23 protein-coding genes and 1 riboswitch are annotated in these 26,363 nt (G+C 52.0%); of the genes, 16 read left to right on the plus strand and 7 right to left on the minus strand.

Annotation, left to right across the window (positions count from 1 at the left end; genetic code table 11):
* Positions 1-98 precede the first annotated feature (98 nt).
* Entirely contained in the window at positions 99-572 is a 474-nt protein-coding gene (locus tag AAIG11_RS15435) for a flagellar export chaperone FliS (RefSeq protein ID WP_343187127.1), read from the plus strand.
* Positions 573-804: 232 nt separating this feature from the next.
* Here the strand turns inward: AAIG11_RS15435 and AAIG11_RS15440 are convergent, their stop codons facing one another.
* Complete coding sequence (locus tag AAIG11_RS15440) at positions 805-2,958, minus strand: methyl-accepting chemotaxis protein (protein WP_343187128.1); 2,154 nt, start codon at positions 2,956-2,958, stop codon at positions 805-807.
* Between the two features lie 465 nt (positions 2,959-3,423).
* Here AAIG11_RS15440 and AAIG11_RS15445 point away from each other — a divergent pair, with 465 nt between their 5' ends.
* The 9 genes from AAIG11_RS15445 to tsaD all read left to right on the plus strand — a co-directional run bounded on the left by AAIG11_RS15445 (position 3,424) and on the right by tsaD (position 11,633).
* A complete protein-coding gene (locus AAIG11_RS15445; RefSeq protein WP_343187154.1) occupies positions 3,424-5,580 on the plus strand; it encodes a Tex family protein in 2,157 nt (718 codons plus the stop codon).
* A gap of 58 nt (positions 5,581-5,638) precedes the next feature.
* Positions 5,639-5,756, plus strand: a riboswitch (FMN riboswitch).
* Positions 5,757-5,835: 79 nt separating this feature from the next.
* Positions 5,836-6,450 carry an ECF transporter S component gene (locus AAIG11_RS15450; RefSeq protein WP_343187129.1) on the plus strand — a complete coding sequence of 205 codons (615 nt, stop codon included), beginning with the start codon at positions 5,836-5,838 and terminating at the stop codon, positions 6,448-6,450.
* Between the two features lie 130 nt (positions 6,451-6,580).
* The gene (gene tsaE, locus AAIG11_RS15455) at positions 6,581-7,042 is read left to right on the plus strand and encodes a tRNA (adenosine(37)-N6)-threonylcarbamoyltransferase complex ATPase subunit type 1 TsaE (protein WP_343187130.1); all 462 of its coding nucleotides are present in this window, start codon (positions 6,581-6,583) and stop codon (positions 7,040-7,042) included.
* On the plus strand, positions 7,039-7,782 hold the full coding sequence (tsaB, locus tag AAIG11_RS15460) for a tRNA (adenosine(37)-N6)-threonylcarbamoyltransferase complex dimerization subunit type 1 TsaB (protein WP_343187131.1): 744 nt from the start codon (positions 7,039-7,041) through the stop codon (positions 7,780-7,782). The genes tsaE and tsaB overlap by 4 nt, the downstream gene beginning before the upstream one ends.
* Positions 7,783-7,784: 2 nt before the next feature.
* A complete protein-coding gene (gene rimI / locus AAIG11_RS15465; protein ID WP_343187132.1) occupies positions 7,785-8,264 on the plus strand; it encodes a ribosomal protein S18-alanine N-acetyltransferase in 480 nt (159 codons plus the stop codon).
* A gap of 151 nt (positions 8,265-8,415) precedes the next feature.
* Positions 8,416-8,994 carry an RNA polymerase sigma factor gene (locus AAIG11_RS15470; protein WP_343187133.1) on the plus strand — a complete coding sequence of 193 codons (579 nt, stop codon included), beginning with the start codon at positions 8,416-8,418 and terminating at the stop codon, positions 8,992-8,994.
* Positions 8,964-9,548, plus strand: a complete 585-nt coding sequence (locus tag AAIG11_RS15475; protein ID WP_343187134.1) for an anti-sigma factor family protein — start codon at positions 8,964-8,966, stop codon at positions 9,546-9,548. Before AAIG11_RS15470 ends, AAIG11_RS15475 begins: the two co-directional genes overlap by 31 nt.
* Positions 9,545-10,528 carry a hypothetical protein gene (locus AAIG11_RS15480; protein WP_343187135.1) on the plus strand — a complete coding sequence of 328 codons (984 nt, stop codon included), beginning with the start codon at positions 9,545-9,547 and terminating at the stop codon, positions 10,526-10,528. Before AAIG11_RS15475 ends, AAIG11_RS15480 begins: the two co-directional genes overlap by 4 nt.
* Before the next feature lie 31 nt (positions 10,529-10,559).
* On the plus strand, positions 10,560-11,633 hold the full coding sequence (gene tsaD, locus AAIG11_RS15485; RefSeq protein WP_343187155.1) for a tRNA (adenosine(37)-N6)-threonylcarbamoyltransferase complex transferase subunit TsaD: 1,074 nt from the start codon (positions 10,560-10,562) through the stop codon (positions 11,631-11,633).
* A gap of 355 nt (positions 11,634-11,988) precedes the next feature.
* On the opposite strand, the gene AAIG11_RS15490 is transcribed toward tsaD, so the two are convergent.
* Positions 11,989-13,932, minus strand: coding sequence for an ABC-F family ATP-binding cassette domain-containing protein (locus tag AAIG11_RS15490; RefSeq protein ID WP_343187136.1), 1,944 nt, complete (start codon positions 13,930-13,932; stop codon positions 11,989-11,991).
* 126 nt (positions 13,933-14,058) lie between these two features.
* Here AAIG11_RS15490 and AAIG11_RS15495 point away from each other — a divergent pair, with 126 nt between their 5' ends.
* The 3 genes from AAIG11_RS15495 (at position 14,059) to AAIG11_RS15505 (ending at position 16,830) form a co-directional block, all read left to right on the plus strand.
* Positions 14,059-14,700, plus strand: a complete 642-nt coding sequence (locus AAIG11_RS15495; protein ID WP_343187137.1) for a redox-sensing transcriptional repressor Rex — start codon at positions 14,059-14,061, stop codon at positions 14,698-14,700.
* 280 nt (positions 14,701-14,980) lie between these two features.
* Entirely contained in the window at positions 14,981-16,303 is a 1,323-nt protein-coding gene (locus AAIG11_RS15500) for a stalk domain-containing protein (RefSeq protein WP_343187138.1), read from the plus strand.
* 47 nt (positions 16,304-16,350) lie between these two features.
* Positions 16,351-16,830 carry a MarR family winged helix-turn-helix transcriptional regulator gene (locus AAIG11_RS15505; RefSeq protein WP_343187139.1) on the plus strand — a complete coding sequence of 160 codons (480 nt, stop codon included), beginning with the start codon at positions 16,351-16,353 and terminating at the stop codon, positions 16,828-16,830.
* 25 nt (positions 16,831-16,855) lie between these two features.
* On the opposite strand, the gene AAIG11_RS15510 is transcribed toward AAIG11_RS15505, so the two are convergent.
* Positions 16,856-17,026, minus strand: coding sequence for a DUF362 domain-containing protein (locus AAIG11_RS15510; protein ID WP_283410345.1), 171 nt, complete (start codon positions 17,024-17,026; stop codon positions 16,856-16,858).
* Between the two features lie 160 nt (positions 17,027-17,186).
* Here AAIG11_RS15510 and AAIG11_RS15515 point away from each other — a divergent pair, with 160 nt between their 5' ends.
* The gene (locus tag AAIG11_RS15515; RefSeq protein WP_343187140.1) at positions 17,187-17,996 is read left to right on the plus strand and encodes an AAA family ATPase; all 810 of its coding nucleotides are present in this window, start codon (positions 17,187-17,189) and stop codon (positions 17,994-17,996) included.
* A gap of 259 nt (positions 17,997-18,255) precedes the next feature.
* Here the strand turns inward: AAIG11_RS15515 and AAIG11_RS15520 are convergent, their stop codons facing one another.
* Positions 18,256-18,783 (minus strand): type 1 glutamine amidotransferase domain-containing protein, encoded by a 528-nt coding sequence (locus tag AAIG11_RS15520; RefSeq protein ID WP_343187141.1) that lies wholly within the window; start codon positions 18,781-18,783, stop codon positions 18,256-18,258.
* 378 nt (positions 18,784-19,161) lie between these two features.
* Here AAIG11_RS15520 and AAIG11_RS15525 point away from each other — a divergent pair, with 378 nt between their 5' ends.
* Positions 19,162-20,433 carry an FAD-dependent oxidoreductase gene (locus AAIG11_RS15525; protein WP_343187142.1) on the plus strand — a complete coding sequence of 424 codons (1,272 nt, stop codon included), beginning with the start codon at positions 19,162-19,164 and terminating at the stop codon, positions 20,431-20,433.
* Between the two features lie 30 nt (positions 20,434-20,463).
* Complete coding sequence (gene preA, locus AAIG11_RS15530) at positions 20,464-21,723, plus strand: NAD-dependent dihydropyrimidine dehydrogenase subunit PreA (RefSeq protein WP_343187143.1); 1,260 nt, start codon at positions 20,464-20,466, stop codon at positions 21,721-21,723.
* 131 nt (positions 21,724-21,854) lie between these two features.
* Here preA and proC read toward each other — a convergent pair whose 3' ends face one another.
* From proC to AAIG11_RS15545, 3 genes are all read right to left on the minus strand, one after another.
* The gene (proC, locus tag AAIG11_RS15535; RefSeq protein WP_343187144.1) at positions 21,855-22,730 is read right to left on the minus strand and encodes a pyrroline-5-carboxylate reductase; all 876 of its coding nucleotides are present in this window, start codon (positions 22,728-22,730) and stop codon (positions 21,855-21,857) included.
* 117 nt (positions 22,731-22,847) lie between these two features.
* Entirely contained in the window at positions 22,848-24,218 is a 1,371-nt protein-coding gene (hydA, locus tag AAIG11_RS15540) for a dihydropyrimidinase (protein ID WP_343187156.1), read from the minus strand.
* A 165-nt stretch (positions 24,219-24,383) separates the two neighbouring features.
* Positions 24,384-25,913: an NCS1 family nucleobase:cation symporter-1 gene (locus AAIG11_RS15545; protein ID WP_343187145.1), complete on the minus strand. Its 1,530-nt coding sequence runs from the start codon at positions 25,911-25,913 to the stop codon at positions 24,384-24,386.
* Positions 25,914-26,363: the final 450 nt, after the last annotated feature.

Genomic DNA, 26,363 nt, shown 5'->3' on the forward strand with positions numbered 1-26,363 from the left:
CGATGGAGCCGATCATCAGAAGAGATGATCGGCTCTTATGTGAATTGTTGATAACGTCGATAGACGTGAACTGATGGGAAAGCAGGGGAGGTTTAACGATGACAGAGCAAGAACAGTTGGAGCAGCAGGTAGCCCAAGCCAGTGACATCGATCTGGTGGTCATGCTGCTGGAGGGAATCAATATTCGTCTGGGTGAAGGCATTGAAGCTGTGACTTCCGGTGATCATGAACGACTGACAACGGCTGTGGAAAAGGTGCGTGCCATTTTGGGAGAACTGCTGGCAACCCTCTGGGGTGACTCAGAGGTGGCCATTCAATCACGGCAGATCTATCTCTACATGAACAAACTGGTGACAGATGCGGCTAATCGGCAGGCAAATGAACCGCTGGAAGAAGCTAAGAAGGTACTGAAGCCGTTGCTGGATGGCTGGCAGCATCTGGCAAAGCACCCAGAGCTGGCAGAAGCACCGACAGCCACCCAAGGCCCCTCAGTGGTGGCAGGCATGACCTATGGCAAGGGAACTCTGAATGAAAGCGTGATGAACAGCGGGAACCGGCTGGGCAAAGGCTGAAGCGCTTCAATAAAACTGACGACTTTTCACCAACTAAAAGACCGGAGAAGCGGCCCACGCTTACTCCGGTCTTTTGGTTATACTCCCTGCTGACTGCCAATTAACATTGTCACTTTTGAAGTTAACAAATCACTATTCCCTGTTAACGAGCCACTTTAGCTCAGTGGTATAATGATCTTTGCCGCTTTTGAAGTTAACAATTCACTATTCCCTGTTAACTATCCACTGCCATTTATTGGAACTTGTCTGACGCTTCTTTGTCCAAAGAACTGTCGGAAGCTGTCTCATCGTAACGAGCCGGGTCATATTGGTCATCCTGGTTGATGGAGTCATCCTGGTAAGCCGGATAAGCATCGCTTTTGTCATATGCCGCTGCAGGACTTATGACCTGCTCTGTCTTTTCTTCATAAGTGGTGGGTCTTTCCAGCAGCTGCTCACGGGTCACGAACTGATCCAACAACTCGGTGGTTTCCCGGGTCATTTGGTTCAGCACCTGAGCGGTTGATGCAATTTCTTCCACCGAAGCCGAAGACTCCTGAGAAGCGGCTGCGATTTGCTGGGCGATGGCTGACTGATCCATGGCAACGGAAGAAATATGGTCAATTTTGGATAGAATGGAGTCTTTGCTGCGGTTGACCGAACTGATGGAGGAACTTGCCTGACTGATTTTTGGCGGCATTTTGGTAATGTCGTTGAGGATGGCTTTGAAGGAATCAATGGAGTTGTGAACCACGTCCTCCTGCTTTTTCAGTTGCTGAATGTTATCCGCGGTGGTTTTGACGATGGTATGGCTTTCGTGAACGATGCCTTCCAACAACTGGTTGATATGAGCCGAAGACTGGCTGGATTGCTCTGCCAGTTTTCGCACCTCGTCAGCCACAACAGCGAAGCCTCTGCCGGCATCGCCTGCCCGGGCGGCTTCAATGGCAGCATTCAGTGCCAGTAGATTGGTCTGGGCAGAAATTTGATTGATGGAATTGGTGATGTCTCCAATTTCCCGCAAACGCTTATCCAACTGCTGCACCTGCTGGCCAATGTCATTGAAGGCCTGGCCGATGATGGCGGTGGAGCTCACCAGCTCATTCAGTTGACTGCTGCCTACAGAAACCAGCTCGCCGGTCTTTTCGGCATCTGACTGGACAGATTCAATGACCTGCACGGTGCCCTCCAGTTCCCGTCCAAAATCACCGAGAATCTGGCTGATGGCTGCCAGTTCCTCTGCCTGGGAATTGGAGCCGGAGGCAACTTCCTGAATGGAGGTGGCCACTTCCTGAGAAGCCAGTGACATATCATCGCAGATTTTTGCCAGGGAGTGGGCACTTTCATCAGTATACCCCATGTTCTGCTTGGTTTGCTGAAGGGTTTCAGAAACCCGGGTTAAGGTGATGGCCAGCGCTTTTTTGATGGAGCCAAACTCATTTTTCTGGTTCTCATCCAGCTCTGGAGTAAAGTCGCCGGTGGCAACCACTTCAAAAACCTTGCTAATTTCTTTGGTAGAAGAACGGATAATCAACATGACGACAAGGGAAATAAAGAACAGCAACAGTGCGGCAATGAAGGTAATACTGATGATTTTGCGCACATTCGCCTGATGAATGGCCAGACTGTCCTCATAAAGAACGCCGGCCATTTCACGGTCTTGGTCCATGATGATGGAGAGGTTGTTGATCATGGAACGGCCCATGGTTTCCAGAGAGCCGGAAAGCTGGGCAACGGATGATTGAAGCTCGAACAGCTCCAGTTCCTGCTCGGAGGCACCTTCTTCAGGCGCGGCAGCAGGTGAAGCCTCTGTCTGCCGGGGTGGTTCGGCAGCTGTATCAACCTCAGGAGGGGAAGTTTCAGCAATGCCTTCCAACGGTTCACCCTCAGTCTGGGTGTCTCCCGGCACTTCGGCGGTTGGCGCTTCGCCGGCTGTGGCGGCTCGTGCCTGGGCACTTTGGGCTACCCGAACCTCCCGGCTGAGACGCGAGTGCTGTTCCAGGCTTGCTGCGAAAGTCGCCCAGGTATTGAGAAAATCACCGTGAGTTCGCTTGGCTGTGTCAAAAAGAACTTGTTGGTTGGAATCTGGTCGAATACCTTCACCGTAAGCTGTGAAAAGGGCAGTGGTGGACTCGTTTAACTTCTCCACTTCATCAGCCACGCTGGGGAAGTAACCATAGGCCGTCAGACGACCGATTTCCAGCCGGGCAACCATCAGCTGATTGGTCAGCTCCATGGCCAGTTGTGTGCGGAGAACCGCCTCTTCATTGATTCGCTCCACATTCTGGTTGATGGCGTTCATTCCCTGAAGCCCGCTGTAGCCAATCCAGGCAGTGGACAGGATCGCCAGCAAAACAATCACGGCGATGCTGTGGGTGATACGCAGGTTGTTGAATAGCTTATGCATAGTCTTCCTCCTTCAGTCATCTAAAAATATCACAAGCATTATGTAAGGGGCCCAATAAGGGCGCGAACAACAAGAACAACAAGAATGACAGGACTTAGGGAAACATGATGGATTTAAATAATGAGGAATGGGAAACTGAAAAAGAAAAGCAGCCTCAGCAGTGGCGGTTCACCTGATGGTAAGTATAAATGATAACGTTGCTGTTATTTTTATACTAACATCCATTTTACCATAGTCGAAAGAGGGAAACCAGTCTTGAATACGTTTTCTTTGACAGTCTTCTTTTCGGCGTGATCATCGTCAGGGCCGGAGCTTTCAGCAGTGGATACCGGCATGGATATATCAACAGCTGAGTCAAAGGCTGATTTCTATTGGAAGTCAAAAAGGCCAGCCCGGCTGCGTTCTTCGAAAAATATGCTATACTGAAATCATTCTATCCAAACAAATACAAGGGGGAACACCATGATGGATTTTGTTCAAATACTGGCAGGCGAATTTCATCTAAAAACGTCGCAGGTGGCACAAACACTGGCGCTTTTGGAGGAAGGCAACACCATACCGTTTATTGCCCGTTACCGGAAAGAAATGACCGGAGGCATCAGTGATGAAGTGCTGCGGGACCTTCATCAGCGGTTAACATACCTGCAAAACCTGCAGCAGCGGCGGGAAGAAGTGCACAGGCATATCACCCAGCTGGAAGAAATGACCCCTGAGCTGGAAGAAAAGCTGGCAAAAGCCACCACACTGACAGAAATCGAAGACCTTTACCGGCCTTACCGGCCCAAGCGGCGCACCCGGGCCACCATTGCAAGGGAAAAAGGGCTGGAAGTCCTGGCAGGCTGGCTGCAAAGCCGGGATGTTCCCGGCCACGACCCCCTCACAGAAGCCGCAGCGCATCTTAACCCTGAACAGGAGGTCAACACACCTGAGGAAGCCCTTCAGGGTGCCATGGATATTGTGGCGGAAGATCTGGCTGATGAAGCGGAGCTGCGGAAAAAACTGCGGCGGCTCTTATGGCAGCAGGGAGAACTGGCGGTGAAAGCCAAGGATGAAACGGCAGAGTCAGTCTATGAAATGTACTATGACCACCGGGAACCGGTGAAAAAAATACCGGATCATCGGGTGTTGGCAGTCAACCGGGGCGAAAAAGAAGCGTTTCTGAAAGTGGCGCTGGTGATTCCGGAAACAGTGGCAGTGACGCAGCTGGAAAAAGCGCTTCTGGTGTCAGAAACCGATCCGCGCAATGAAACCCTGCGGGAGGTTGCTGTTGATACATGGAAACGGCTGCTGCTTCCCTCCCTTGAAAGAGAAGTGCGTAACGAACTCACCGAAAGGGCGGAAGCCGCCGCCATCGTTCTTTTTGGCAAAAACATGACCGGCCTGCTGATGCAGCCACCGGTAACTGGGAAACGGGTGCTGGGCATTGACCCTGCCTATCGGACCGGCTGTAAACTGGCGGTGGTGGATGAAACCGGCCGGGTGCTGGAGACCACCACCATTTACCCCGTGCCTCCTCAGAATGAAATGGTCAACTCTGCCGCCACAGTGAAGCGCATGGTGGCCGGCCATGGCATCACCGCCATGGCCATCGGCAACGGCACCGGATCCCGGGAAACAGAGCAGTTCATTGCTTCCCTCATCCCCTCTTTCCCCCACCCGGTGGCCTATGCCATTGTCAGCGAGGCAGGCGCCTCTGTTTATTCGGCCTCTAAGCTGGCAACAAAGGAGTTTCCTGATATGGATGTTTCCCTGCGGGGAGCAGTTTCCATCGCCCGGCGTTTGCAGGACCCCCTGGCAGAGCTGGTAAAGATCGACCCCAAGGCCATCGGCGTGGGCCAGTACCAGCACGATGTGAACCAGAAGCAACTGGAAGAACGGCTCTCAGGTGTTGTGGAAGACAGTGTGAATCGGGTAGGGGTGGATGTGAACACCGCATCGCCCTCCCTCTTACAGTATGTGGCGGGCATCAGCAAAACAGTGGCTGAGAACATTGTGGCCCATCGGGAAGCCAATGGAGGATACACTGACCGAAAAGAACTGCTGAAGGTTCCCCGCCTGGGTCCGGCTGCCTTTACCCAGTGTGCCGGTTTTCTTCGGATTCGCCAGGGAAAAAACCCCCTGGACAACACGGCGGTGCATCCGGAATCCTATCCCCAGGCACAGGCGCTGCTGAATAAAGTGGGCCTCACCCCCGCTGATCTGGCAGCAGATCGAAGCAGTCTGCTGGAAGAAAAATTGGCAGACCTGAAACTGGAAGCGCTGGCAAAAGAACTGGACATGGGGCTGCCCACCCTCCGTGATATGGTGGCAGAGCTGAAAAAGCCGGGACGTGACCCCCGGGAAGAACTGCCGAAACCGGTGTTTCGAACCGATGTCATGAAAATGGAAGACCTGGAACCGGAAATGGAGCTCACCGGTACGGTGCGCAATGTCATCGACTTTGGTGCCTTTGTGGATATCGGCGTCAAGCAGGACGGCCTGGTGCACATCTCTGAGTTGCGGAATGGCTTTGTGAAACACCCCCTTGATGTGGTGGCGGTGGGTGATGTGGTGACAGTTCGGGTGCTCAGTGTGGATCTCAAGCGCCAACGCATTGCACTCACCATGAAAAAAGAAAAATAGTTGCACGAAAGGCCGCCTTGCCTTATAATGAAAGCAAAGGCGGCCTGTGCTGCTTCATACAAGTCTTCAGGGCAGGGTGAAATTCCCGACCGGCGGTAAAGTCCGCGAGTCGCTGTGGCGATTGAACTGGTGAGATTCCGGTACCGACAGTATAGTCTGGATGGGAGAAGATGAACGTGTTTTTGTTAATCTTGTCATGCATCGGCGCCTGAAGACCAGGCGCTCTTTTTATGAAAACAATCAGGAGGGACAACAATGGAAAAAGTGGAAAAAGCAACCCCTGTCACCCGTTCCCGGCTGACCACCAGCCAGTTGACCAAAATATCGGCCCTGGCGGTCATGGCCTATGTGTTAATGTTTCTGGAGTTTGGGCTTCCTTTCTTCCCAGGATTTCTAAAAGTGGATTTCAGTGATTTGCCAGCCCTCATCGGCGCATTTGCCATGGGGCCTGTGGCAGGTATTCTGATTCAGCTGGTGAAAAACCTGATTCACTTTATCACCAAAAGCTGGTCTGGCGGTGTGGGAGAATTGGCCAATTTTATTGTGGGCGTCTTTTATGTGGTGCCGGCAGCCTTGATTTATCATTACAAAAAAGATCAAAAACATGCCCTGCTGGGTATGTTGGTGGGCACTGTTTGCATGACTGTTCTGGGATCTTCTGCCAACTATTTTGTGCTGATTCCCATGTACTCCCAGTTTATGCCCCTGGAAGCCATTATTGAAATGGGTGCGGTGATCAACCCCCGCATTGTCGATGTGAAAACCCTGGTTCTTTACGGCATCGCCCCCTTCAATTTTTTTAAGGGGCTTATGATCGCCGGAATGACCCTGGTACTCTACAAGCGCATTTCACCCCTTCTGAAAAAATGAGTTTCCCTGGCCGGATCCTCTTGTCAAAATGCGCCAGTGTGCTATACTGAAAAAAGTAATGATCCAAACCATCAGGGCTTCCGGAAATACGGGAGCCCTCGCCTTGGTTTTTTGGAAGGAGAAGCAGTTCATGAGCATGTGTCGAAAAGTTGTGAAGCAGAGCCAGACCGAAGCCATTGCGGCAAAGCTGGCAACCCTTTTGAAGCCGGGAGACGTGGTCTGTCTTTCCGGTGATCTGGGAGCAGGAAAAACCACTTTCACCAAAGCCCTGGGAAAGGCCATGGGAATCAGGGAAAACATCACAAGCCCCACCTTTAACCTGGTGCAGGAATACGAGGGTGATATGCCTCTTTATCATTTTGATGTCTACCGGTTATTGAAACCAAGTGAGTTCAGAGACCTTGGAGCAGAAGAATATTTTTCGGGGGCGGGTGTCTGTGTCATCGAATGGGCCAACCTGGTAAAGGAGTACCTGCCTGAGCGACACCTGTGGATCGAAATCAAGTGGCTGGATGCCAGACGTCGCGAAATTTGCATCACCCCTTCGGAGACCTTTGGAAACGCGCTGGTGAAGGAGCTGGGAATCACATGAAACTTCTCGCTGTGGAAAGTACTTCCATGGCTGCGGGTGCAGCCCTCATAGAAGAAGGCCGGCTGCTGGGTGAAATTCGGCTAAATCACCGTAAAACCCATTCGGAACAGCTGCTTCCCATGGTGGACCAACTCCTGACCCTCTGTCAGTGTTCCATGGAGTCCCTGGAAGGGCTGGCGGTTTCTGTAGGGCCCGGCTCTTTCACGGGAATTCGTATCGGTGTGGCCACTGTCAAAGGACTGGCGCAGGCGCTGAATCTTCCCGTTGCAGGGGTGTCCACACTGGAGACACTGGCCTGGCAGGTGGCGCCCTTTCAGGGGCGGGTGGTGCCACTGATGGACGCCCAGCGGAATCTGGTTTATACGGCGGGTTATCACTTTCACCGGTGTGGTGAAGCACCGCCGGAAATCATCACGCCGCCGGATGTGTTGCATATTCAGGAACTGTTGGAAACACTTGTTTCAGAATCAATGGTTTCTCAAGAGAAGCCAATTCTCTTTACCGGTGATGCCCTGCCACTCCACCGGGAGCGCCTGAAAGGGGTGCTGGGAGACAGGGCGGTTTTTGCCCTGTCCATCCACGCCATGCCTTCTGCTGCGGCCCTGGCCCAGTGCGGTCTTTTCAAAATGAAGGCGGGTGAAGGAGTTGACCCGGCAAAGGTACAGCCGGTTTATCTGCGCACTTCCCAGGCGGAAAAAGTCCATCACCAAAAGGAACTTCTGAAAAAGGCGGGAAAATGAAGATGAAGACAGAACAGGGAGAAATTCGAGCCATGACAGCGACAGACATTCCCGGTGTCATTGACATTGAAAAAGCATCCTTCACCACCCCCTGGACTCATCACGCTTTTCGTCTGGAGTTGAAAAACCAGCTGGCAGTTTACCGGGTGGCTGTGGCGGCGGGTAAAATCGCTGCCTACGGAGGCATGTGGCTCATCATTGATGAAGCCCATGTCACCAATGTGGCCGTTCACCCTGATCACCGGGGGCAGCATTGGGGAGAAAACATCATGCGTGTCCTCATGGCAGATGCCTGCAGCCGGGGGCTGCTGCGCATGACACTGGAAGTCAGAAAAAGCAATGATCCTGCCATTGCCCTATATCGAAAACTGGGTTTTCGAATGAGTGGGATTCGTCCCGGTTACTACCAGGATACGGGTGAAGATGCTCTGATTATGTGGGCTGAACTGGATCAAGGCATTTCCTGTAAAGAGACACTTTAGCGCTGCAGCCATTCCCAAGGGGGTCGCTGCAGTTTTTTACAATTCGCTGAAATGCCGCTGCTGGAGATTTTGTTCAGTCCATGGATTGGTTGTCAGACTTTTGATGAAAGGTTCCGTCATATAGAGTAACGTAAGAGTAGGGGTGGTTTCAGTGCAGTTGACAGATGCCCAGCTTGTAACAAAGATCCTGCGTGGAGACCCCACCGGCTTTCAGGAGCTGGTTTCCCGTTACCAAAAACCAGTTTTTGGCATCTGTTATCGCATGATGCGGCAACGGGAGGAGGCAGAAGACCTTTCTCAGGAAGTGTTCATCAAAGCCTACCGTTACCTGGGTCAATACAATCATGAACATAAATTTGCCTCGTGGATTCTGAAGATTGCCACCAACACCTGTATCGATGCCATACGAAAAAAACGAGTGGACACCCTGCCCCTTGATGAGGAGATCAAAACCAACCAAGAGGACGTGAGTGCTGAAAGAGCCTTTTTACAGGAGGAAGCCCATCGGGAAATTGAAGCCGCCATCGGCTCGCTTCCCCCGGATTACCGGATTGTGGTGTTGCTCTATCATCACCAGGGCCAAAGCTATCAGCAGATTGCCGACCAATTGGAAATTCCCATGTCAATGGTCAAGAACCGATTGTTCCGTGCCCGCAAAATGTTAAAAGAATCCCTGAAAAAGTTGAAGGAGGAAACCCTATGGACTGCCGAACAAGTTCAGAAATCATGATCAAACAAATGGACGGTCCACTGGCCGAAGCTGAATGGCAAGGATGGCAGCAGCACTTGTCAGCCTGCGCAAAATGCCGAAAAGAAGCGGCTGAGTGGCAGCAGCTTTCAGTGATGCTGGCGCGGCTTCCTGATCTTGACCCTTCGCCGGGATTTGAACACCGGGTCATGGCCGCCATTGACCCGATGCGCTATACCGTCCGTCAACCACATCACGCCATGAACCTGGGTATGCTGTTCATCTGGATAGGGATCATGGGAGGCGCTTCGCTGCTGGTGGTGGAAGCTGCTGCCCGCATGCAGCAATGGATGATGATATGGTTTCAGGGAACCCCCCTTTACCGCCTCTTGGCATTTGTGTATGAGTTTGTGGTGATTCGGGGAATTTTCTACTTTCTCATGCCTCAAAAGGGACTGTGGGACTGGCTGTCTCGATGGGAAACGGTTGACAGCTGGTGGGTGACCATGGGAACCTTGAACCTGGTCATGGTATTAGTGCTCATCAAAGTGATCCTGGACAGAATTCTGGCCGGCGGAAGGGGAGAAGTACGATGAATTGCTTAAATAAGAGACTGGGGTGTGCTTTTCTGATCATACTGCTGTCGGGAATGGTGGTGGAAGCGGCGCCATCGACGCAGGTTCGGGGACAACTGGTGCAGTTCCACCGCCCTGTGGAGGTGGAAGCCGGTGAGACTGTTGCCGGTGACGTGGTCAGTTTTTTCAGTACGGTCACCATTCGAGGCCATGTGGAAGGCGATGTGGTGGGTGTTTTCAGCCAGGTTACGGTGGAAGGCGGCACCGTTGAAGGTGATGCTGTGGCTGTATTTGCTCCCCTGTCTCTTCGCCGGGCTGCCGTTGAGGGAGATGCCATTTCTGTCTTTGGTGGTGTCACCGCCGATGCCCATACCGGCATCAGCGGCAGTGCTATTGGTGTGATGGGATCTGGGCTTGATGCCCGGGATGCCCAGGTACAGGGAGATCGCATTGATGTGGCTGGATTTTTGCCGGGGAACCTGAGCGGATTGCCGGTACTGGCAGTGCTCCTGGCGATTTTTCTGGGATTAAAGCAGTTGGTGGCCTTTGTGGTGGGTGTCATTGCCATTGTGGTTTTTCCGGAACGATTTGAACGCATGGCAGACAACGGCTTCGACGAAGTGGGGAAAAAAACCCTGGTGGGCATCCTGTTGAGCATGGGCGTTCTGGTGCTCATGGTGATTCTGGCCGTATCAGTGGTGGGCAGTCCGTTGGTACCCCTGGTGTTCCCGGCTTTTATGCTGCTGGAGTTTGCAGGGAATACCACCATGAAAATCGCCCTTGGACGACGAATCGGTCAGGGATTGGGGCGACAATGGGGAGCCATTCTGGAACTTTTCATTGGTTCACTGATCTACCTGTTATTGGAGATCACGTTGGTTGGCAAGCTCTTCACTTTCATTTTCAAACTCATTGGAATGGGAGAAGTCATGGACAGCCGGTTTGGAGACAGGCCGAACCACCGACAAATAGGAGGGTTGGCAGATGCCCCATCGAAATGACCGGCAGGTTGCTGAAAGGCCCGATCTGAAAATGCCGCCGCCGGGTTGGCTGACCCTGGGCATTGAAACCAGTTGCGACGAAACGGCAGTAAGTGTGGTGCGGGACGGGCGTCAGGTGCTTTCCAGCATCGTGGCCTCGCAAATTCCCGAACACCAGAAATTTGGCGGTGTGGTGCCTGAGGTGGCTTCCCGGCAGCATGTGGAAACCATTACCCAGGTAATTGATGAGGCCTTGCGAGAAGCTGAAGTCACCCTTGAGCAGATCCATCAGGTGGCTGTTACCTACGGGCCTGGACTGGTGGGGGCCCTGCTGGTGGGAGTGGCTGCTGCCAAGGCTCTGGCCTATGGAAGGCGGTTGCCCCTCAATGGCGTGAACCATATTGAAGGCCATCTTTTTGCCAATTTTATCCAATCCCCATCATTGGAGCCGCCTCTCTTGGCCCTGATTGTTTCGGGCGGGCACACGCATTTGGTGCATATGAAACATTATGGCGTTTATGAAGTTCTGGGCAAAACAAGGGATGATGCGGCGGGAGAAGCCTTTGACAAAGTGGCTCGTGTGCTGGGGCTGGGTTATCCCGGCGGCCCCCTCATTGATGCAGCGGCCCGCCAGGGTGATCCCCGGGCCATTGATTTTCCCAGGGCGGTTGTGACAGATCACCCCTGGGATTTCAGCTTTAGCGGCTTGAAGTCGGCGGTGCTGAACCACGTCAATACAGAGAGAATGAAGGGCCGTGACGTGCAGGTGGCCGATGTGGCTGCCAGTTTTCAGCAGGCGGTGGTGGATGTGCTGGTGAATAAAACGCTGGACTGTTCAGTGACAAACGGCATTAAACAGGTGGTGCTTTCCGGCGGAGTGGCCGCCAACAGCCTGCTGCGCCAGACGCTGGCTGACCGGTGCCGGGAACAGGGTATTGCCTTCTGCGCCCCTGAGCTTGCCCTTTGCACCGATAACGGCGCTATGATTGCCTGTGTGGGGTATTATGATTACTGCATGGGAGTTCGTTCCCGGTGGAACCTGAATGCAGTGGCCGGTTTGTCCATCGGGGAGCGGAACGAACAATGGTTCTTTAGAGATGAATTATTTCCTTCAGGGGAATGTTGACATAAAACAGCATCCATAACAGGATCAAAAACCGAAAGGGCAGGCAAATGCCTGTCTTTTGCCGTTTAAAATAAAAAAAGTCCAACAGATAAGTTGATTGAACATTATCTTTTTCAACTGATTCTCACCTGCAGTAACTGAGAAGATCTCTCCAGAAAAGACAGTTCATGGGGATGAAACAGGTGTGGATATTGTGGATATCTTTGAAAAGAAGTGTTAGCAAGGACTAAAACTGTGGATAACTTTGTGGAAAACATTGAAAAACTGTGGAAAAATAATGAAACCCTGCCGTCAATTGATTGAGGGCAGGGTTTTGTCAGAAATGGTGTTAACATAACTCGGATGAACCTCGTCATCACTCCTCCGCCTGCTCCAGCAAAACTTCCCATTCGCTGTACAGCGCTTCCAGTGAGGCTTTCAGATCGGTGGATTCTTCATGAATGCGGCGGCTTTCTGCTGCATCTGAATAGACTTCAGGTAAACACATGAGGGCTTCCAGTTCTTTGACCTTTGCTTCGAGCTGATGCATCTCTTTCTCCAGATTGGAGAGGTTTTTTTTCAGAGTGTTGGAGGCGTCACGTTGGCGCCGCTCCTTTTGACGTTCCTGTTTCTGGCGGGTACGGTTGTCAATCACCGGTTCCACCAGGGCCTGCTGTTCCTGGAGGAGTTGTTTTTTCTTGGCCATATAATCATCGTAATTACCGAGGTGGTGGGTCAGTCCATGGGGAGAAAACTCCAACACACCGGTGGCAATACGATTGATGAAATAGCGGTCATGGGAAATAAAGAAAAGTGTGCCATCATAAGTCTGCAGTGACTCCTCCAGGTTTTCTCTGGCGGGAATGTCCAGGTGGTTGGTGGGTTCGTCCAGCAGCAGCAGATTGTGATGGGAAAGCATGAGCTTCAGCAGCGACAATCGGGCTTTTTCGCCGCCGCTGAGATGAGCAATGGGAGTAAAAACCTCCTCGCCAACAAAGAGAAAGGCACCCAGCCAGGTGCGCAGCTGTGTTTCGTTGAACCTGGGATACGCATTGTGAAGCTCTTCCATGACGGTACAGGTTTCATCCAGATTCTTCAGTTCCTGATGGTAGTAACCTAAAGATACCTGGTGACCCAATGTCAGGGTTCCTGCGTCGGGAGAGAGTTCTCCCGCCACCATGCGAAAAAGGGTGGTTTTTCCGATGCCATTGGGACCCACCAGGGCAATCCGATCACCTCGCTGCAGGGTGAAGCTCACTGATTCGAAGAGAGGTGGCTGAGTCTCCCAGCTTTTGGACACATTTTCGACAGCCAGCACCTGCCGACCGCTGCTCTGGCCAATTTGAAAATGGAGAGAGGAAAGCACGGCCTGGTGAACCCGTTGTTGAGGCCGCTCCATTTTCTCCAGTTTTTTCTCCCGGCTCTTGGCCCGGTTTGCCAGTTTTTCAGTGCCGTGCTGCTTCATGCGCCGCACCAGCTCTTCCTGGCGCTGCATTTCCTTTTCCTGCTTCTTGGCGCTGCGCTCTTCCGCTTCAAGCATGGCTGCCTTTTTTTTCAGGGCTTCGGTATAGCCGCCGCGAAAACTGGTGACAGCTTGTTGAGCCACTTCCAGCGTCCGGTCGGTGACCTGATCAAGAAAGTAACGGTCGTGGGAAATAACTAAAATTGTTCCGGAATAGGAACGCAAAAAGCTCTCCAGCCATTCCACCGATTCGATGTCCAAATGATTGGTGGGTTCATCCAGCAGTAACAGATCGGGTTTGCTCAGCAAGAGGCGCCCCAGAGTGAGGCGGGTTTTTTGGCCGCCTGACAAAGTGTTTACCTGCCGCTGAAAATCATCTCCGTAAAAACCAAGCCCGTTCAGCACTCCCCGCACCTCGCTGCGAAAGGCATATCCGTTCTGAGCTTCAAAGCTCTCGGTGAGTCGGGCGTACGCAGCCATGACTTCTTCCAGGCGTTCATGATTGTCGGTAGAAGCGGAAGCGCCGGTCTGGGCAATGATGGTTTCCAGACGACGCAGTTCTTCCTCCATATGAAGCAGGGTTTGAAACACCACCAGCACATAATCATGGACGGTTTGATCCGTCGTCATTTCCGGCATCTGATGTTGGATGCCCATGCGCAGCGTACCGGGTATGAACAATTGCCCTTCGTCATGGGGCAGCTCTCGGGTGAGGAGTTGAAAGAGAGTGGTTTTTCCGGCACCGTTGGGTCCCACCACCCCCACTTTCTCGCCGGCATTGATGGAGAAAGAGATGCGGTCAAAAAGACAGCGGGTACCAAAATATTTAGATAATTGACTGACAGAAAGAATGACCATGTGAAAACTCCTTAAAAAACGTTATTTTATGAACAAACAGCAGACGAAAGCGTTTTTTTTTTCTTCTATTTATATTATAATGAACAGTGACCATCCTGTCATCCCGAGAAAATGAGGTGAATTGCAGTGAAAAAAGATGTGAAAAATGTATCCATGGCGGTCATCCGTCGACTTCCCAAGTATCACAGGCGCTTAAAAGAACTCATGGACAAGGATGTTACCCGAATTTCATCCAAGGAACTCAGTGTAATGATTGGGTTCACCGCCTCGCAAATTCGTCAGGACCTTAACTGCTTTGGCGGTTTCGGCCAGCAGGGCTATGGGTACGACGTGGCTGAGCTATATGGTGAAATCAGTCGGATTCTGGGGCTGACGGGGGAGTACAACACCATCATTATAGGGGCCGGAAACCTGGGTCAGGCCATTGCCAACTACTCCAACTTTGAAAAGAAAGGCTTCCACATGCTGGCGCTGTTTGAAAAAAACCCGCGTCTCATTGGCCTGCAGATCCGGGATGTTCCGGTGCTGGACATCGATGAACTGGAAAGCTTCTGCGCCGACAAAAAGATCGACATCGGTGTTATCTGTACCAACAAGGAAAGTGCTCAGGATGTGGCCGACACACTCATCAAGCTGCCTGTGAAAGCCATCTGGAATTTTGCCCCGGCAGACATACAGGTTCCGGAATCCATTACCTTGGAGAATGTGCATCTTAGTGACAGTCTCTATATCATTTCTTATCTGCTTAAAATGAATGAAATGGAGTAATCCGGAGCGCAACCAGACAGTACGGTTCGCTGGCTGACCCGGCACCACAGGTGCCGGGTTGTTTTTTTGCCATGCGTTCGGTTCTTGTCAGAGGGCATGCCAGTTTTGCTGTTGATGGCTGCGAAGGCATGTATCAACAAATGCTGGATGTTAGAGGGGCACTGTTTTATGGTAGAATAGAAAAGAACACACAAACGCAATGGAGATTGATCCCGCGGTACAGGTCATGGGATACAGATATCTGGACTAACAAATTCCAAAAGAGAATGGAGAATGAGGCATGATGAAGCGCGGTGTGGTGATGGGACTCATCTTCAGCCTGGTGTTGGCGGCGGTGATGCTGACAGCAGAGCCGGCTATGGCAGTGTCATCTCCGGAAATTGTGGTGGATGGGCAGCGGTTACTGCTGCCTGCCGGAGAGCCGGGTCCGGTGATCAGTTCGGAGGGGCGGGTGTTGGTGCCGGCCAGGTGGATTGCCGAAGCTCTGGGGCTGCGTGTCAGCTGGCAGGAGACCACCCGTCAGGCCATTTTCGAAGACGCCCACCAGCGAACGGTGCTCACCATCGGATCTTCCACTGCTCAGATGGGGCAGGATACTGTGAAACTGGATTCGCCGGCCGCGGTGCTTCAGGGGCGCACCTATGTCCCCCTGCGATTTGTCACCGAGGCTTTTGGAGCCCGGGTGGCCTGGGACCCTCAGGCCCGCCAAGTGAACATTGAAAGCTTTCAGTCACTGGCAGCACAGCTGAAGCAACTTTTTCAGATTCGGGGAATCGGCCTGGGAGACCCGGCTGCGCTGGTGGTAACTCTTTGGGGTGAACCGTTGGAAAAACTGCCCAGTGAGTATGCTTTTGAGTGGTGGATCTACCACGACCACTATCGAAACTACGTGCAGGTGGGGGTGGAGAAAGAACGGGTGACTGCCCTCTATACCAATGGCATTCACTGGGAGTCTGACAGCGGTCTCGTTGCCGGCAGTCTTCAGACGGCGGTGCGCCAGGTTCTCGGAAAACCCCTGGACTGGATCGAAAAAGGTCAGAACCGTTACCTGCGAGACGGCAAAAAGCATAGCGACCTGTTTCTGATGCAAGACATTGCCTATGGAGAGTTCTACTATGACATTCATGAGAACCATCAGGTAACGGCAGTTCAGGTGACTTTAAAACAGACGGAAGAAAGCATGAGCGGCTTTCTGGGAAATCAGCGACCTGAGCTGGAAGAAAGCTACAGCCGACAGCTTTTCCTGCTGGCGAACTCACTCCGCACCCGAATGGGACTACCTGCCTTTCAGTGGAATGAACAAGCGGCTCAAGCAGCAGAAAAACACAGCCGTGATATGGGCGCGAAAGATTATTTTTCCCATGAAACACCTGAGGGCAGAACCTTTGTACAGCGGCTGACAGCAGAAGGGCTTCGGTTCACAAAGGCCGGTGAAAACATTGCAGCCAACCTCAATGCCATTAATGCCCATGAGGCTCTGATGAACTCACCGGGACACCGGGCAAATCTGCTCTCAGACATGACACACCTGGGAACCGGCTCTTCACAGGGGCACCAGGGAACCTTCGAGTTATTGCATACCCAGAAATTCCTGTCATTCTAAGGAAAAATGATGATTCAAAATATGTATGAAAGTGCAGGGGATGAAGCTTGCGCCACTATTACACACAAATACACCAATACATGGAGCGGCTCATTAGTCAGGTGATTCTGACAGACCGCCGGGAACTGGAAGTGAACGGTGGGCGGATGAATCTGCAGGAGTACCTTTTACTGAAAAAGGTGCGCCGGGATGAGGGGCAAACCTTTCAGCAGATGATGGAAGAAACAGGTTGCAGCCGCAATGAAGTGACAGCGATGGTTCGGAGGTTGCTGAAGCAGCAATTGATTCAGAAAGGCCCGGCTTCCCGGGACCGGCGAATCAGGCGTCTGGTCTTAACAGAAGAGGGAAAAGGCTGGTTGCTTCGCATGGAGGGCATGGAACAGGAACTGCTGTATGGGTTACTCAATGAGTTTACCTTCAATGAAGAAAAAGCCATCCTGAAGTTTCTGGTGAAACTGGAAATGCAGCTGAAAGAAAAAGACAGTGCCGCAGCACTGCCTTCATGTCAAATCGATGAAACTAACTAAAACAGACTGTTAAGACTGACCTGGCCTATTCGGGCTGAGGAGAGTCAACAGGGCACACATTGGCACAGGCACCACAGTCGATGCAAGCTTCAGCGTCAATGACATAAATATCGTCGCCGGCAGTGATGGCATCTACTGGGCATTCGGGTTCACAGGCACCACAACTGATACAGGAATCATGAATAACATAAGCCATTACAAATACCTCCTTCAAAGTCATTCGTTTTGTTTGGTTACAACGTCATTATAGCAGGCAGCGAAAGGCAAGGGCAAGAAGAAACAGCCTAATTTCGCAGAAAACAGAATCAATATAATGAAAATCATTTTTAATAAATGGGCAAAAAGGGGACTAAATGATGGAAGTAACCCTGTTCATCGGTGGCAGTGGCACCGGTAAAAGCTACCAGGCAATGCAGCTTGCAAAATCGCTGGGAATTCGCTATATCATAGACGATGGGCTGCTGATCCGTGACAACCGGGTACTGGGAGGACGCTCCGCCAAACGGGAATCCTCTCGTCTGGGAGCTGTGCGAAGAGCCATATTCAATGATAAAGAGCACTGCCGGCAGGTGCGTGACCTGATTGAATCAGAAAATCCAACGAAACTGCTGATTCTGGGAACCTCGGAAAAAATGGTACACACCATTGTACAGCAACTCCAACTGCCGTCACCCGCTTCCACCGTCTGGATTGATGAGGTGGCAGCGCCTTCTGAAATACAGATGGCCCGACGAATCCGCATGAAAGAAGGCAAGCACATCATTCCAGTGCCTGCCTTCCAACTAAAAAAAGATTTTTCCGGGTTTTTTCTCAATCCCCTGCAAGTGCTAAAGGGACTCGGGAAAGATGCTGCCGGACAGGAAGGCGAAAAATCGGTGGTGCGGCCCACCTTCAGCTATCTGGGAAAATACACCATCTCCGACGGCGTCATTCGAAGTCTGGTGCATCACGCCCTTCTCCGACATACCCAGTTGATTCCCATGGGAACCACTTTTGTCCACAACACCCGAAACGGCCTGGTGGTAGAACTGGATGTGAAAGCCCCCTTCGGCATCCCGGTTACCCGCCAGCTTCGACTGGCCCAGGAGCGAATTGGCAGAGAAGTGGAAAACATGACGGCGCTTCACCTGGCATCGGTGAACATCACCATTAAAAAGTGGATGTAGGCACAGGCTGCCTGCCAAACAGGCCGTCACATGAATGCCTTCACCGAAAAGAGCATCTGACTAAAAGCGCTTGCCGCCACCTGGCGTTTTGTCCGACCTGGGAAGAAACTGTTGGCAGGGTGCACCGGTGGATTCATAAACCAGCTGTGAGGGCATCTTGGCAGTTTTAAAACCAAAAAAAGTGCAGGCTTTGGGATAACGTGGGTTCCAGGTGACCTTGAAAAACTGGCATCGATAACAGTTAATCCGCCTCATGACACTAGCAAAGGGCCATTAAGCTCAAAAGAGCCCGCATGTACTGGGGAAGATCGGCGGGGCCCTTGGCAGAGACCAGCGAGCCATGGGTGACCACCGGTTCATCAATCCAGTGCGCGCCGGCATTCACCAAGTCGTCCCGAATGGCTGGTGTACTGGTAACCTGTTTTCCCTTAAGCGTATTGGCAGAAACCAACACCCAGCCGGCATGGCAGATCTGTCCGATGATTTTGTTTTCCTGGTCCATATGGCGGGCCAGATCCAGCACCTCCGGGTACCGCCGCAGTTTATCCGGGGCCCAGCCGCCGGGAATCAGCAGGCCGTCGAAATCCTCCGGGTTCACATCGGCCAAGCGCAGGTCGGTCGTTGCAGGCACACCATATTTGCCATGGTAAACGCGATTGGCTTCTTTTCCTGCCAGCAGCACTTCGATACCGGCTTCCCGTAACCGGTATACCGGATACCACAACTCAAGGTCTTCAAAGGCTTCATCCACCAATTGGATAAAACGGATTTTTTTGGTTGTTGACATGAGAACACCTCCTTACGAAAACGAATACCCTCTTTTATGTCAAATATGCGATTCGTTTATAAATCAATGATATAATATTGTATCAAAGGAGGCGAAAAAAGCTCTTGTGAAACGGAACATCCAATGATAGAGCTGATTTTACAAAGGGGTGATGCATATGTGAATCAGAGGATGACGGGTTCATCAGCCTTCGATTGAAGGAACGCTTGAAATCTGGGAACTGCGTCATCGGTGCGGTGTGAATCTTTCTGGCACGGTCCTTGCATTAGATTACCATAGACATGAATAAGAATGACCGGGTTCATCGTGGTTCAATGGACATGGTTAACCGTGAGTCACAATGAGTCCGGATCAGTTAGCTAAAAGGAGGAAGAGGCATTGGAAGAAAAACGCAAAGCCTATTTAACAGAAGTGGTACCCCCGTTTACACCTCTGACAGCCATGGAGGAAGCCTCCCGCTGTCTCCTGTGTCATGATGCTCCCTGTAGTGCAGGATGTCCTGCGGGCACTGACCCAGGCAAGTTTATCCGGTCCATTCGTTTCCGTAATGTGAAGGGTGCCGTTGAAACCATTCGGGAGAACAACATTCTGGGAGCCACATGTGCCCGGGTATGCCCCTATGGCCGCACCTGTGAAGAAGCCTGCAGCCGTACCGGTATCGATGTGCCCATTCAAATCGGTCGATTACAGCGTTTTGCCACCGACTTTGAGCAGGCCCTCGGCATGAAGGTGCTGGAAGCGCCGGAAGCCACCCTTGAAAAAGTGGCTGTCATCGGCGGCGGCCCTGCCGGGCTGGCAGCAGCTGCCCGCTTGGCAATGAAAGGTTATCAAGTGACCATTTTTGAAAAGAACGAAAAAGCCGGCGGTGTCCTGACTTACGGCATTGTTCCCGGCAGACTTCCCCAGGAAATTGTTGACTGGGAAGTGCAGTATGTGAAAGACATGGGAGTTGAATTTGTTTACAATTGCTGCGTTGGGAAGGACATCACATGGGAGGCGCTGAAAGAGCAGGGCTTCAAGGCCTTCTTCCTGGCCATGGGACTTCAACAGTCAAAACCCATTGACATTCCCGGCATGGATCTGGAAAATGCCGACTATGCCCTTGATTTCCTGGCAGGTGCAAAGCCGAGCGAAGGAAAGCTGGCAGTGGGTGAACATGTGGTGGTGGTTGGCGGCGGAGACGTGGCCATGGATTGTGCCACCACTGCCAAAATGTTGGGAAATCGTGTGACTGTGGTTTACCGACGTCGCCAAATGGATATGCCGGCCTACCCGCCAGAAGTGGCTTATGTACAGTCGCTGGGGGTTGATTTCATCACTGAAACCCTGCCGGTGGAAGTGTTGGGAGAAAACGGAAAAGTCACGGCCCTGAAAGCCCAGGGCAAAGATGGTGTGTCTGAGTTTGTACTGAAAGCTGACCGTGTTGTCATGGCCATTGGCCAGGAAGTGGATGAAACGGGTTATGCTGAAGGGCTTAAAGTGAATGAGAAGCAGCTGGCTGTGGTGGATGAAGCCACCTGTGCCACCAGTGTCGAAGGCGTCTATGCGGCCGGTGATGTGGTCAATGGCGGCAAAACAGTGGTACAAGCAGTGGCAGAAGGTAAAGCGGCCGCCGATGGCATTGATGCCTGGCTGGCCTCCAAGCGATAACCAAGTCCAAGAAAGAAGGTGTGAATCAAGATGGCAAAACGCAAAGACCTGTCCATGGAGTTTTGTGGCGTCAAATGTGAAAATCCGTTTTTCCTGTCTTCCTCACCGGTGGGCAGTAACTACGATATGTGTAAAAAAGCGTTGGAAGGTGGTTGGGGCGGTATCGTCTACAAAACCATCGGTTACTGGATTCCCCAGGAATGTTCGCCCCGATTTGACCAGACCAGAAAAGAAGGTACTTCCTTTGTTGGTTTTAAGAATATGGAAATGATCTCCGATAAACCCACAGAGAAAAACCTGGAAATGATGTATCAGCTGAAAAAGGATTTCCCTGACAAGGTGTTGGTGGCTTCCATCATGGGCGAAAACACCGAAGAGTGGAAAAAGCTGGCGAAGGCAGTAACGGAGATTGGTGCAGATATCATTGAATGTAATTTCTCATGTCCTCAGATGACCACTCATGCCATGGGATCTGACGTGGGATGTAATTTCAACCTGGTGGCAGAGTATACCCGTGCAGTGGTGGAGTCCACCCATCTGCCGGTGATGCCCAAAATGACCCCCAACCTGACACTGATGGAGCTGCCGGCCCGTGCTGCCGTGAAGAATGGTGCCAAGGCCATTGCAGCCATTAACACGATCAAGAGCATCACAGAAGTAGATCTGGACAACTTCACTTGTTTGCCCATCATCAATGGTAAATCTTCCATTTCCGGTTATTCCGGTAAGGCAGTCAAGCCCATTGCCCTTCGCTTTATTGCGCAAATGGCTCAAGATGATGAACTGAAAAACATCCCCATCAGCGGCATGGGCGGTATTGAAACCTGGCAGGATGCCCTTGAGTTCCTGCTGTTGGGAGCCGGCAACCTGCAGGTAACCACTTCGGTGATGCAGTATGGCTATCGCATTGTGGAAGACCTGATCAGTGGGGTTTCCTACTGGATGGAAGAAAAAGGCATCACCGATTTGAGCACCATTGTGGGCCAGGCGCTTCCCAATATTGTACCTGCAGAAGAAATTGAACGTGACTTTAAGGTGTATCCCAAGTATGACCACGACAAATGCGTGGGCTGTGGCCGCTGCTATGTTTCCTGCTATGACGGCGGACACCAGGCCATCGACTGGAATGAAACAGAGCGACGCCCCTACCTGAACGAAGACAAATGCGTGGGCTGTGGACTCTGCTGGATCGTCTGTCCCGTTGAAAACTGCATTACTCCGGGAGAAGTGAAGTTCCATGATTTCGGAACTCCCCGGGATATCCACGTGATCCCCAAGCAATTTGTCTAACAGCCACTTTGTGGCAAAAGCCTGCGAGGATATCTAAGAAACTAAAAAACCTGCAGAAACGCAATAAGAAAGCTGTGACGGTCATTGGCTGTCACAGCTTTCTGTATTTCAAGTTTCAAATCTTTTATTTCCTATTTCCTGTTTCCTATGTCCTGTGCCCCCGTTACGTCTCCCTGCTCCCTGATATCGGCCTGTAGCTCCCGGCGCAGTTCCTCCGACCGCTGGGCAGAAGCCTGTATGGCCTCCATCACATGCTCCTGAAAATGGCGGGTTTCAAGAACTTTCATCCCGGCCAGGGTGGTACCGTTGGGTGAGCAGATCTGGCGAATCAGGGTATCCAGGTCATCTTCGCTGGCGGCAGCCATTTCCACGGCACCTCGAAGGGTTTGGATTGCCAGCTGTGAAGCAGTTTCACGGGATAACCCCAGTGAGACACCGCCCTCAATCATGGCCCGAAGAAAGGCATAGACATAGGCCGGGCCGCTGCCGCTGAGGCCGGTGACACCGGGCATTTGAGATTCTTCCACTTGAACAACGGCGCCGACACATTGAAAGATGCGTTCTGCCAGTGCCATGTCTTCAGTGGTGACAGCCGCGTTGCCCGTGAGGGCGGTGGCGGATGCCAAAACACGGGCAGAAGTGTTGGGCATGGCCCGTACCACCGGGTGACCGTCGGAAAGACGCTGGGTCAATCCGGCAAGGTCAATACCTGCAGCGATGGAAATAAACAGCTTTCGCTCTTTAGCAAGGGGATTTATTTCGCTGAGGAGGTTAAAAAGATCCTGAGGTTTGACGGCCAATACCAGCACATCACTCCAGGCCACGAGGCCTTCCTTGTCCATGGAAACAATGGACTGCCCGGCGATTTCCAAAGGGTGATGCTCGGACTGAAGCTTGTCATTGAAACGAATGTGGGCCGGGTCAAACTGACCTGATGTAACCATGCCCTGAATGAGTGCCTTTGCCATGTTACCGGCCCCGATAAAACCAATGTGTTTTTCTTGCATCACGGTTCCTCCTAAACTGATAAAGAAAAACCTTCACCTGTAAAAAGCGAAGGTTTTCTCTGAAATTGCTAACACTTTACCATTGAAAGACAAACTTGTCAACGGTTGCAGAAAACACTACGTCAGCGGGGTTCGCTTAACAAATTCGCCCCAGCCTTTTTCGCCCACGAAGTTTCCGTTGTCATAAACCAGCTTGCCCCGTGAGAAGGTCATGACGGGATAGCCCTTCAATTCCACGCCTTCCCAGATGGTGTAATCCACATCCGAGTGCATGTTGTCTTTGGAAATCACGTAGGTCTTCTCAGGATCATAGATGACCAGATCGGCGTCAGACCCGGGAGCGATGGTTCCCTTTTGAGGAGCGCAGCCAAAGAGCTGAGCCACGTTGGTGGAGCATACTTCGACAGCCTTGTTGAAGGAAATGCGGCCCCGGTTGGCTTCGCTGAGCATGTAAGGATACATGTTTTCAACACCCATGCAGCCATTGGGAATCTTGGTAAAGTCGTCCTTGCCCCAGTCCTTTTCATAAGACTGGAATGGGCAGTGGTCGGTGGCCACGATGGAAATGTCGCCCCGCTTAATGCCATCCCAGAGAGCGTTCTGTGATTCGGGGCCCTTGATGGGAGGGGAGCATACGAAATTGCGGCCATCTTCCCGTTTGTACACTTCATTGGTGAAGTATAAGTACTGAGGGCAGGTTTCTGCAATCACATCATAGCCTTCCTGTCGGGCCCTGGTGACCTCGTCCATACCTTCCTTGCAGGCCAGGTGAACAATATATAGGGGCACATTGAAAGACTTGGCCCAGTGGATGGCTCGTTTGTCGGCTTCGGCCTCTGCATATTCCGGCCGGCTCAGATAATGGTACCAGGCATGGGTTTTGCCTTCTTTCAGGAAGTTTTCAATATTCATGTCGATGACATCCGGGTTTTCTGCGTGAACAGATACCCGGGCACCCACTTCTTTGGCGCGGATCATCGCCCGCACCATCACGCCGTCGTCAACCATCAAGCCTTCTTTTTTATACACCATGAACACCTTGAAACTGTTAATGCCATAATCCACTGCCTGCTTAAACTCCTTTAAGACGGCAGGTGTCAGGTCGGTAATGGCGGTGTGGAAGGAGTAGTCCACGCAAGCCTGAGGTTCGCACAGGGCGCGGCGGCCTTCGACAGCTTCAACCAATCCCTGCCCCTTGCCCTGAATGACAAAGTCAAAAACGGTGGTGGTGCCGCCGCAGGCAGCAGCCCGGGTGCCGGCTTCATAGCTGTCGGAAGAAACGGTGCCCCCAAAGGGCATTTCAAGATGCGTGTGAGCATCCAGTGCGCCGGGCAAAACATAGTTACCGGTGGCATCAATGATCTGTTTTGCTTCCATCTGATCCAGGGAACGGGTAATGACTTCAATCTTGCCGTCGCGGACGCCGATATCGGCCTTGAAAGTATCCTTGGCAGTAATGACAGTGCCATTTTTAATGATTAAATCCATCATAACATGGTCCCTCCTTTAAAATTAAACGCAAGCACCTCCGGCTGCATACGCTGCTGAAAATGCTTGCGAATGAATCGACCCACGAAGGGCGGGGGTACCGCCCCTTCGAGAGGAGATATAGCCAGAGAGAAAACTCTCTATGGATAGTATACTATAATAGGCTTAACTTTTCACTCTTTCGGTGATTTGCTCCTCGACTTCTTCAGAGATCAGTGAGTCGGTTTCGTTTTTCATCAGCGCGGGATAAATCAGCAGCGCCAGAACAAATCCAACCAGCCAGCCGTTCTCACCAAAGAAACGGAAGAAGTTGTTGGTGCCGCCAAGAATACGGGGCAGCCCCAGTACAGGAAGAGCCAACGAGATGAGCCAGGTATACACAGCTTTCATGTTGACGCCGTTGCCATACCAGTAGCGGCTCTGTTCACCTCTGAACAGGTCGTCAAGATCGAGCACTTTCTTGCGGTACAGATAATAGTCAGCCACATACATACCGGCCAAGGGGCCCAGGAAGTTTCCGTAAACGCCCAGCCAGTCAAAGAGGTACGCGCCGGCAGTAGCCAGCAAACGCCAGGGCATCATGGCAACGCCTGCGAAACCGGTGATGAGAGCGCCCATACCATAGGTGATTTTGCGGGGGTTCAGGTTGGAAATACCATTGGCGGGAGCCACCACGTTGGCGGCGATGTTGGTGGTCAGGGTTGCAATGGCAATACCGGCTGCTCCCAGAATGGTTGCCAGGGGGCTGTTAATATTGGCCACAACGGCAACGGGATCCCATAAAGCTTCACCGTAAACGATAACGGTGGCACCGGTGACGAAGACGCCTACAAAGGCGAAGGCAGCCATGGTGGTGGGCAGTCCCAGCAATTGACCCATAAACTGGTCTCTTTGGGTTTTGGCATAGCGGGAGAAGTCAGGAATATTCAGGGCCAGTGTTGACCAGAAAGCAATGTTAGCGGTCAGGCCCGGCAGAAAGACTCGCCAGAAGGTTCCCGGCGCATAAGTGGCAGGCAGGTTCAGAATGGCACCCACGCTGCTGCCGGCGGCGTTAACGGCGGTAATCGCCCACACCATCAGGGCGACGGAGAGGACACCCAGAATGGGAGCGCCCCAGGATTGCATGAATTTAATGGCATCAGGTCCCAGATAGGCAATCCACACGTTCAGTGCCCAGAAGATGAAGAAGGAAATCCAGATACTGCCGGCCCAGGCGGCCCAGGCAGGGCTGAGGGAAGCGATGACGGCATCAAGAGCACCGCCGCCGATCCAGGTTTGGATACCAAACCAGCCGGCTGCCACAATGGCACGGGCGATGGCGGCAATATGAGCGCCTTTAATTCCGAAGGCCAAACGGGCAAATACCGGGTAAGGAATGCCATACTTGGTTCCGGCATGGGAGTTCAGCTGCATGGGCACCAGTACAATCAGGTTGGCAAGGGCGATGTTGAGAATGGCCTGCCACCAGGAAAGACCGGCGGCCATGAGGCCGGAAGCCATCATGTAGGTGGGGATACAGACGGACATGCCCACCCAGAGAGAAGCGATGTTGTAAGTGGTCCAGGAGCGCTCCTCCAGTTTGGTGGGGGCCAGGTCATCATTGTAGTACAGGTTACCTTCAAGGTTGGTTCGTGCTGCATCGCTCAATTCAAAAAGTCCGTTAACCTCGCGTTGTGTTTTTAGCTTATCTGCCATGCATGTAACACCTCCATTGTCGTTTCTCTGACTGCCAGCAGTCAAAGACCAAAGAAAATAGACATAAGTTCCAATAGTGCGATAATAAGAACGGGACTGACAGGTGCCTCCTTTCCTGTGGGTTCCTGGCATACACGTGCCATGGGTGTTTCGGCGTGGTTGGCAGCAGCCGAAATCATGTCTCACTGTAAATAAGCAAGGATCATGCCATGATTACAGCACCCCTGAAACAAAGGTATACCAGTCTTGTTATCTGTTACCGACAAAATTGTCGGGAAAGAACCATGATGATCGCGATTCAATTATAAATCAATAAATAGATGGATGTCAACAAGGGACTCGTTTTGAAGTGATCAAAAAAAGAATCACCCGCGGAGGTTCGATGCTGGAATGAATCAAAAAACATGCTAAATCCATCCGCTTCACAATCTCGTCAGAATATTGACACAT

Source organism: Anoxynatronum sibiricum, assembly GCF_039414295.1.
GTDB lineage: Bacteria > Bacillota > Clostridia > Peptostreptococcales > Tindalliaceae > Anoxynatronum > Anoxynatronum sibiricum.

Coding starts and splice junctions, on each gene's coding strand:
- AAIG11_RS15435 (WP_343187127.1), top strand. CDS start 99: ATGACAGAGCAAGAACAGTTGGAGCAGCAGGTAGCCCAAGCCAGTGAC.
- AAIG11_RS15440 (WP_343187128.1), bottom strand. CDS start 2,958: ATGCATAAGCTATTCAACAACCTGCGTATCACCCACAGCATCGCCGTG.
- AAIG11_RS15445 (WP_343187154.1), top strand. CDS start 3,424: ATGGATTTTGTTCAAATACTGGCAGGCGAATTTCATCTAAAAACGTCG.
- AAIG11_RS15450 (WP_343187129.1), top strand. CDS start 5,836: ATGGAAAAAGTGGAAAAAGCAACCCCTGTCACCCGTTCCCGGCTGACC.
- tsaE (WP_343187130.1), top strand. CDS start 6,581: ATGAGCATGTGTCGAAAAGTTGTGAAGCAGAGCCAGACCGAAGCCATT.
- tsaB (WP_343187131.1), top strand. CDS start 7,039: ATGAAACTTCTCGCTGTGGAAAGTACTTCCATGGCTGCGGGTGCAGCC.
- rimI (WP_343187132.1), top strand. CDS start 7,785: ATGAAGACAGAACAGGGAGAAATTCGAGCCATGACAGCGACAGACATT.
- AAIG11_RS15475 (WP_343187134.1), top strand. CDS start 8,964: ATGGACTGCCGAACAAGTTCAGAAATCATGATCAAACAAATGGACGGT.
- AAIG11_RS15480 (WP_343187135.1), top strand. CDS start 9,545: ATGAATTGCTTAAATAAGAGACTGGGGTGTGCTTTTCTGATCATACTG.
- tsaD (WP_343187155.1), top strand. CDS start 10,560: ATGCCGCCGCCGGGTTGGCTGACCCTGGGCATTGAAACCAGTTGCGAC.
- AAIG11_RS15490 (WP_343187136.1), bottom strand. CDS start 13,932: ATGGTCATTCTTTCTGTCAGTCAATTATCTAAATATTTTGGTACCCGC.
- AAIG11_RS15500 (WP_343187138.1), top strand. CDS start 14,981: ATGATGAAGCGCGGTGTGGTGATGGGACTCATCTTCAGCCTGGTGTTG.
- AAIG11_RS15510 (WP_283410345.1), bottom strand. CDS start 17,026: ATGGCTTATGTTATTCATGATTCCTGTATCAGTTGTGGTGCCTGTGAA.
- AAIG11_RS15515 (WP_343187140.1), top strand. CDS start 17,187: ATGGAAGTAACCCTGTTCATCGGTGGCAGTGGCACCGGTAAAAGCTAC.
- AAIG11_RS15520 (WP_343187141.1), bottom strand. CDS start 18,783: ATGTCAACAACCAAAAAAATCCGTTTTATCCAATTGGTGGATGAAGCC.
- preA (WP_343187143.1), top strand. CDS start 20,464: ATGGCAAAACGCAAAGACCTGTCCATGGAGTTTTGTGGCGTCAAATGT.
- proC (WP_343187144.1), bottom strand. CDS start 22,730: ATGCAAGAAAAACACATTGGTTTTATCGGGGCCGGTAACATGGCAAAG.
- hydA (WP_343187156.1), bottom strand. CDS start 24,218: ATGGATTTAATCATTAAAAATGGCACTGTCATTACTGCCAAGGATACT.
- AAIG11_RS15545 (WP_343187145.1), bottom strand. CDS start 25,913: ATGGCAGATAAGCTAAAAACACAACGCGAGGTTAACGGACTTTTTGAA.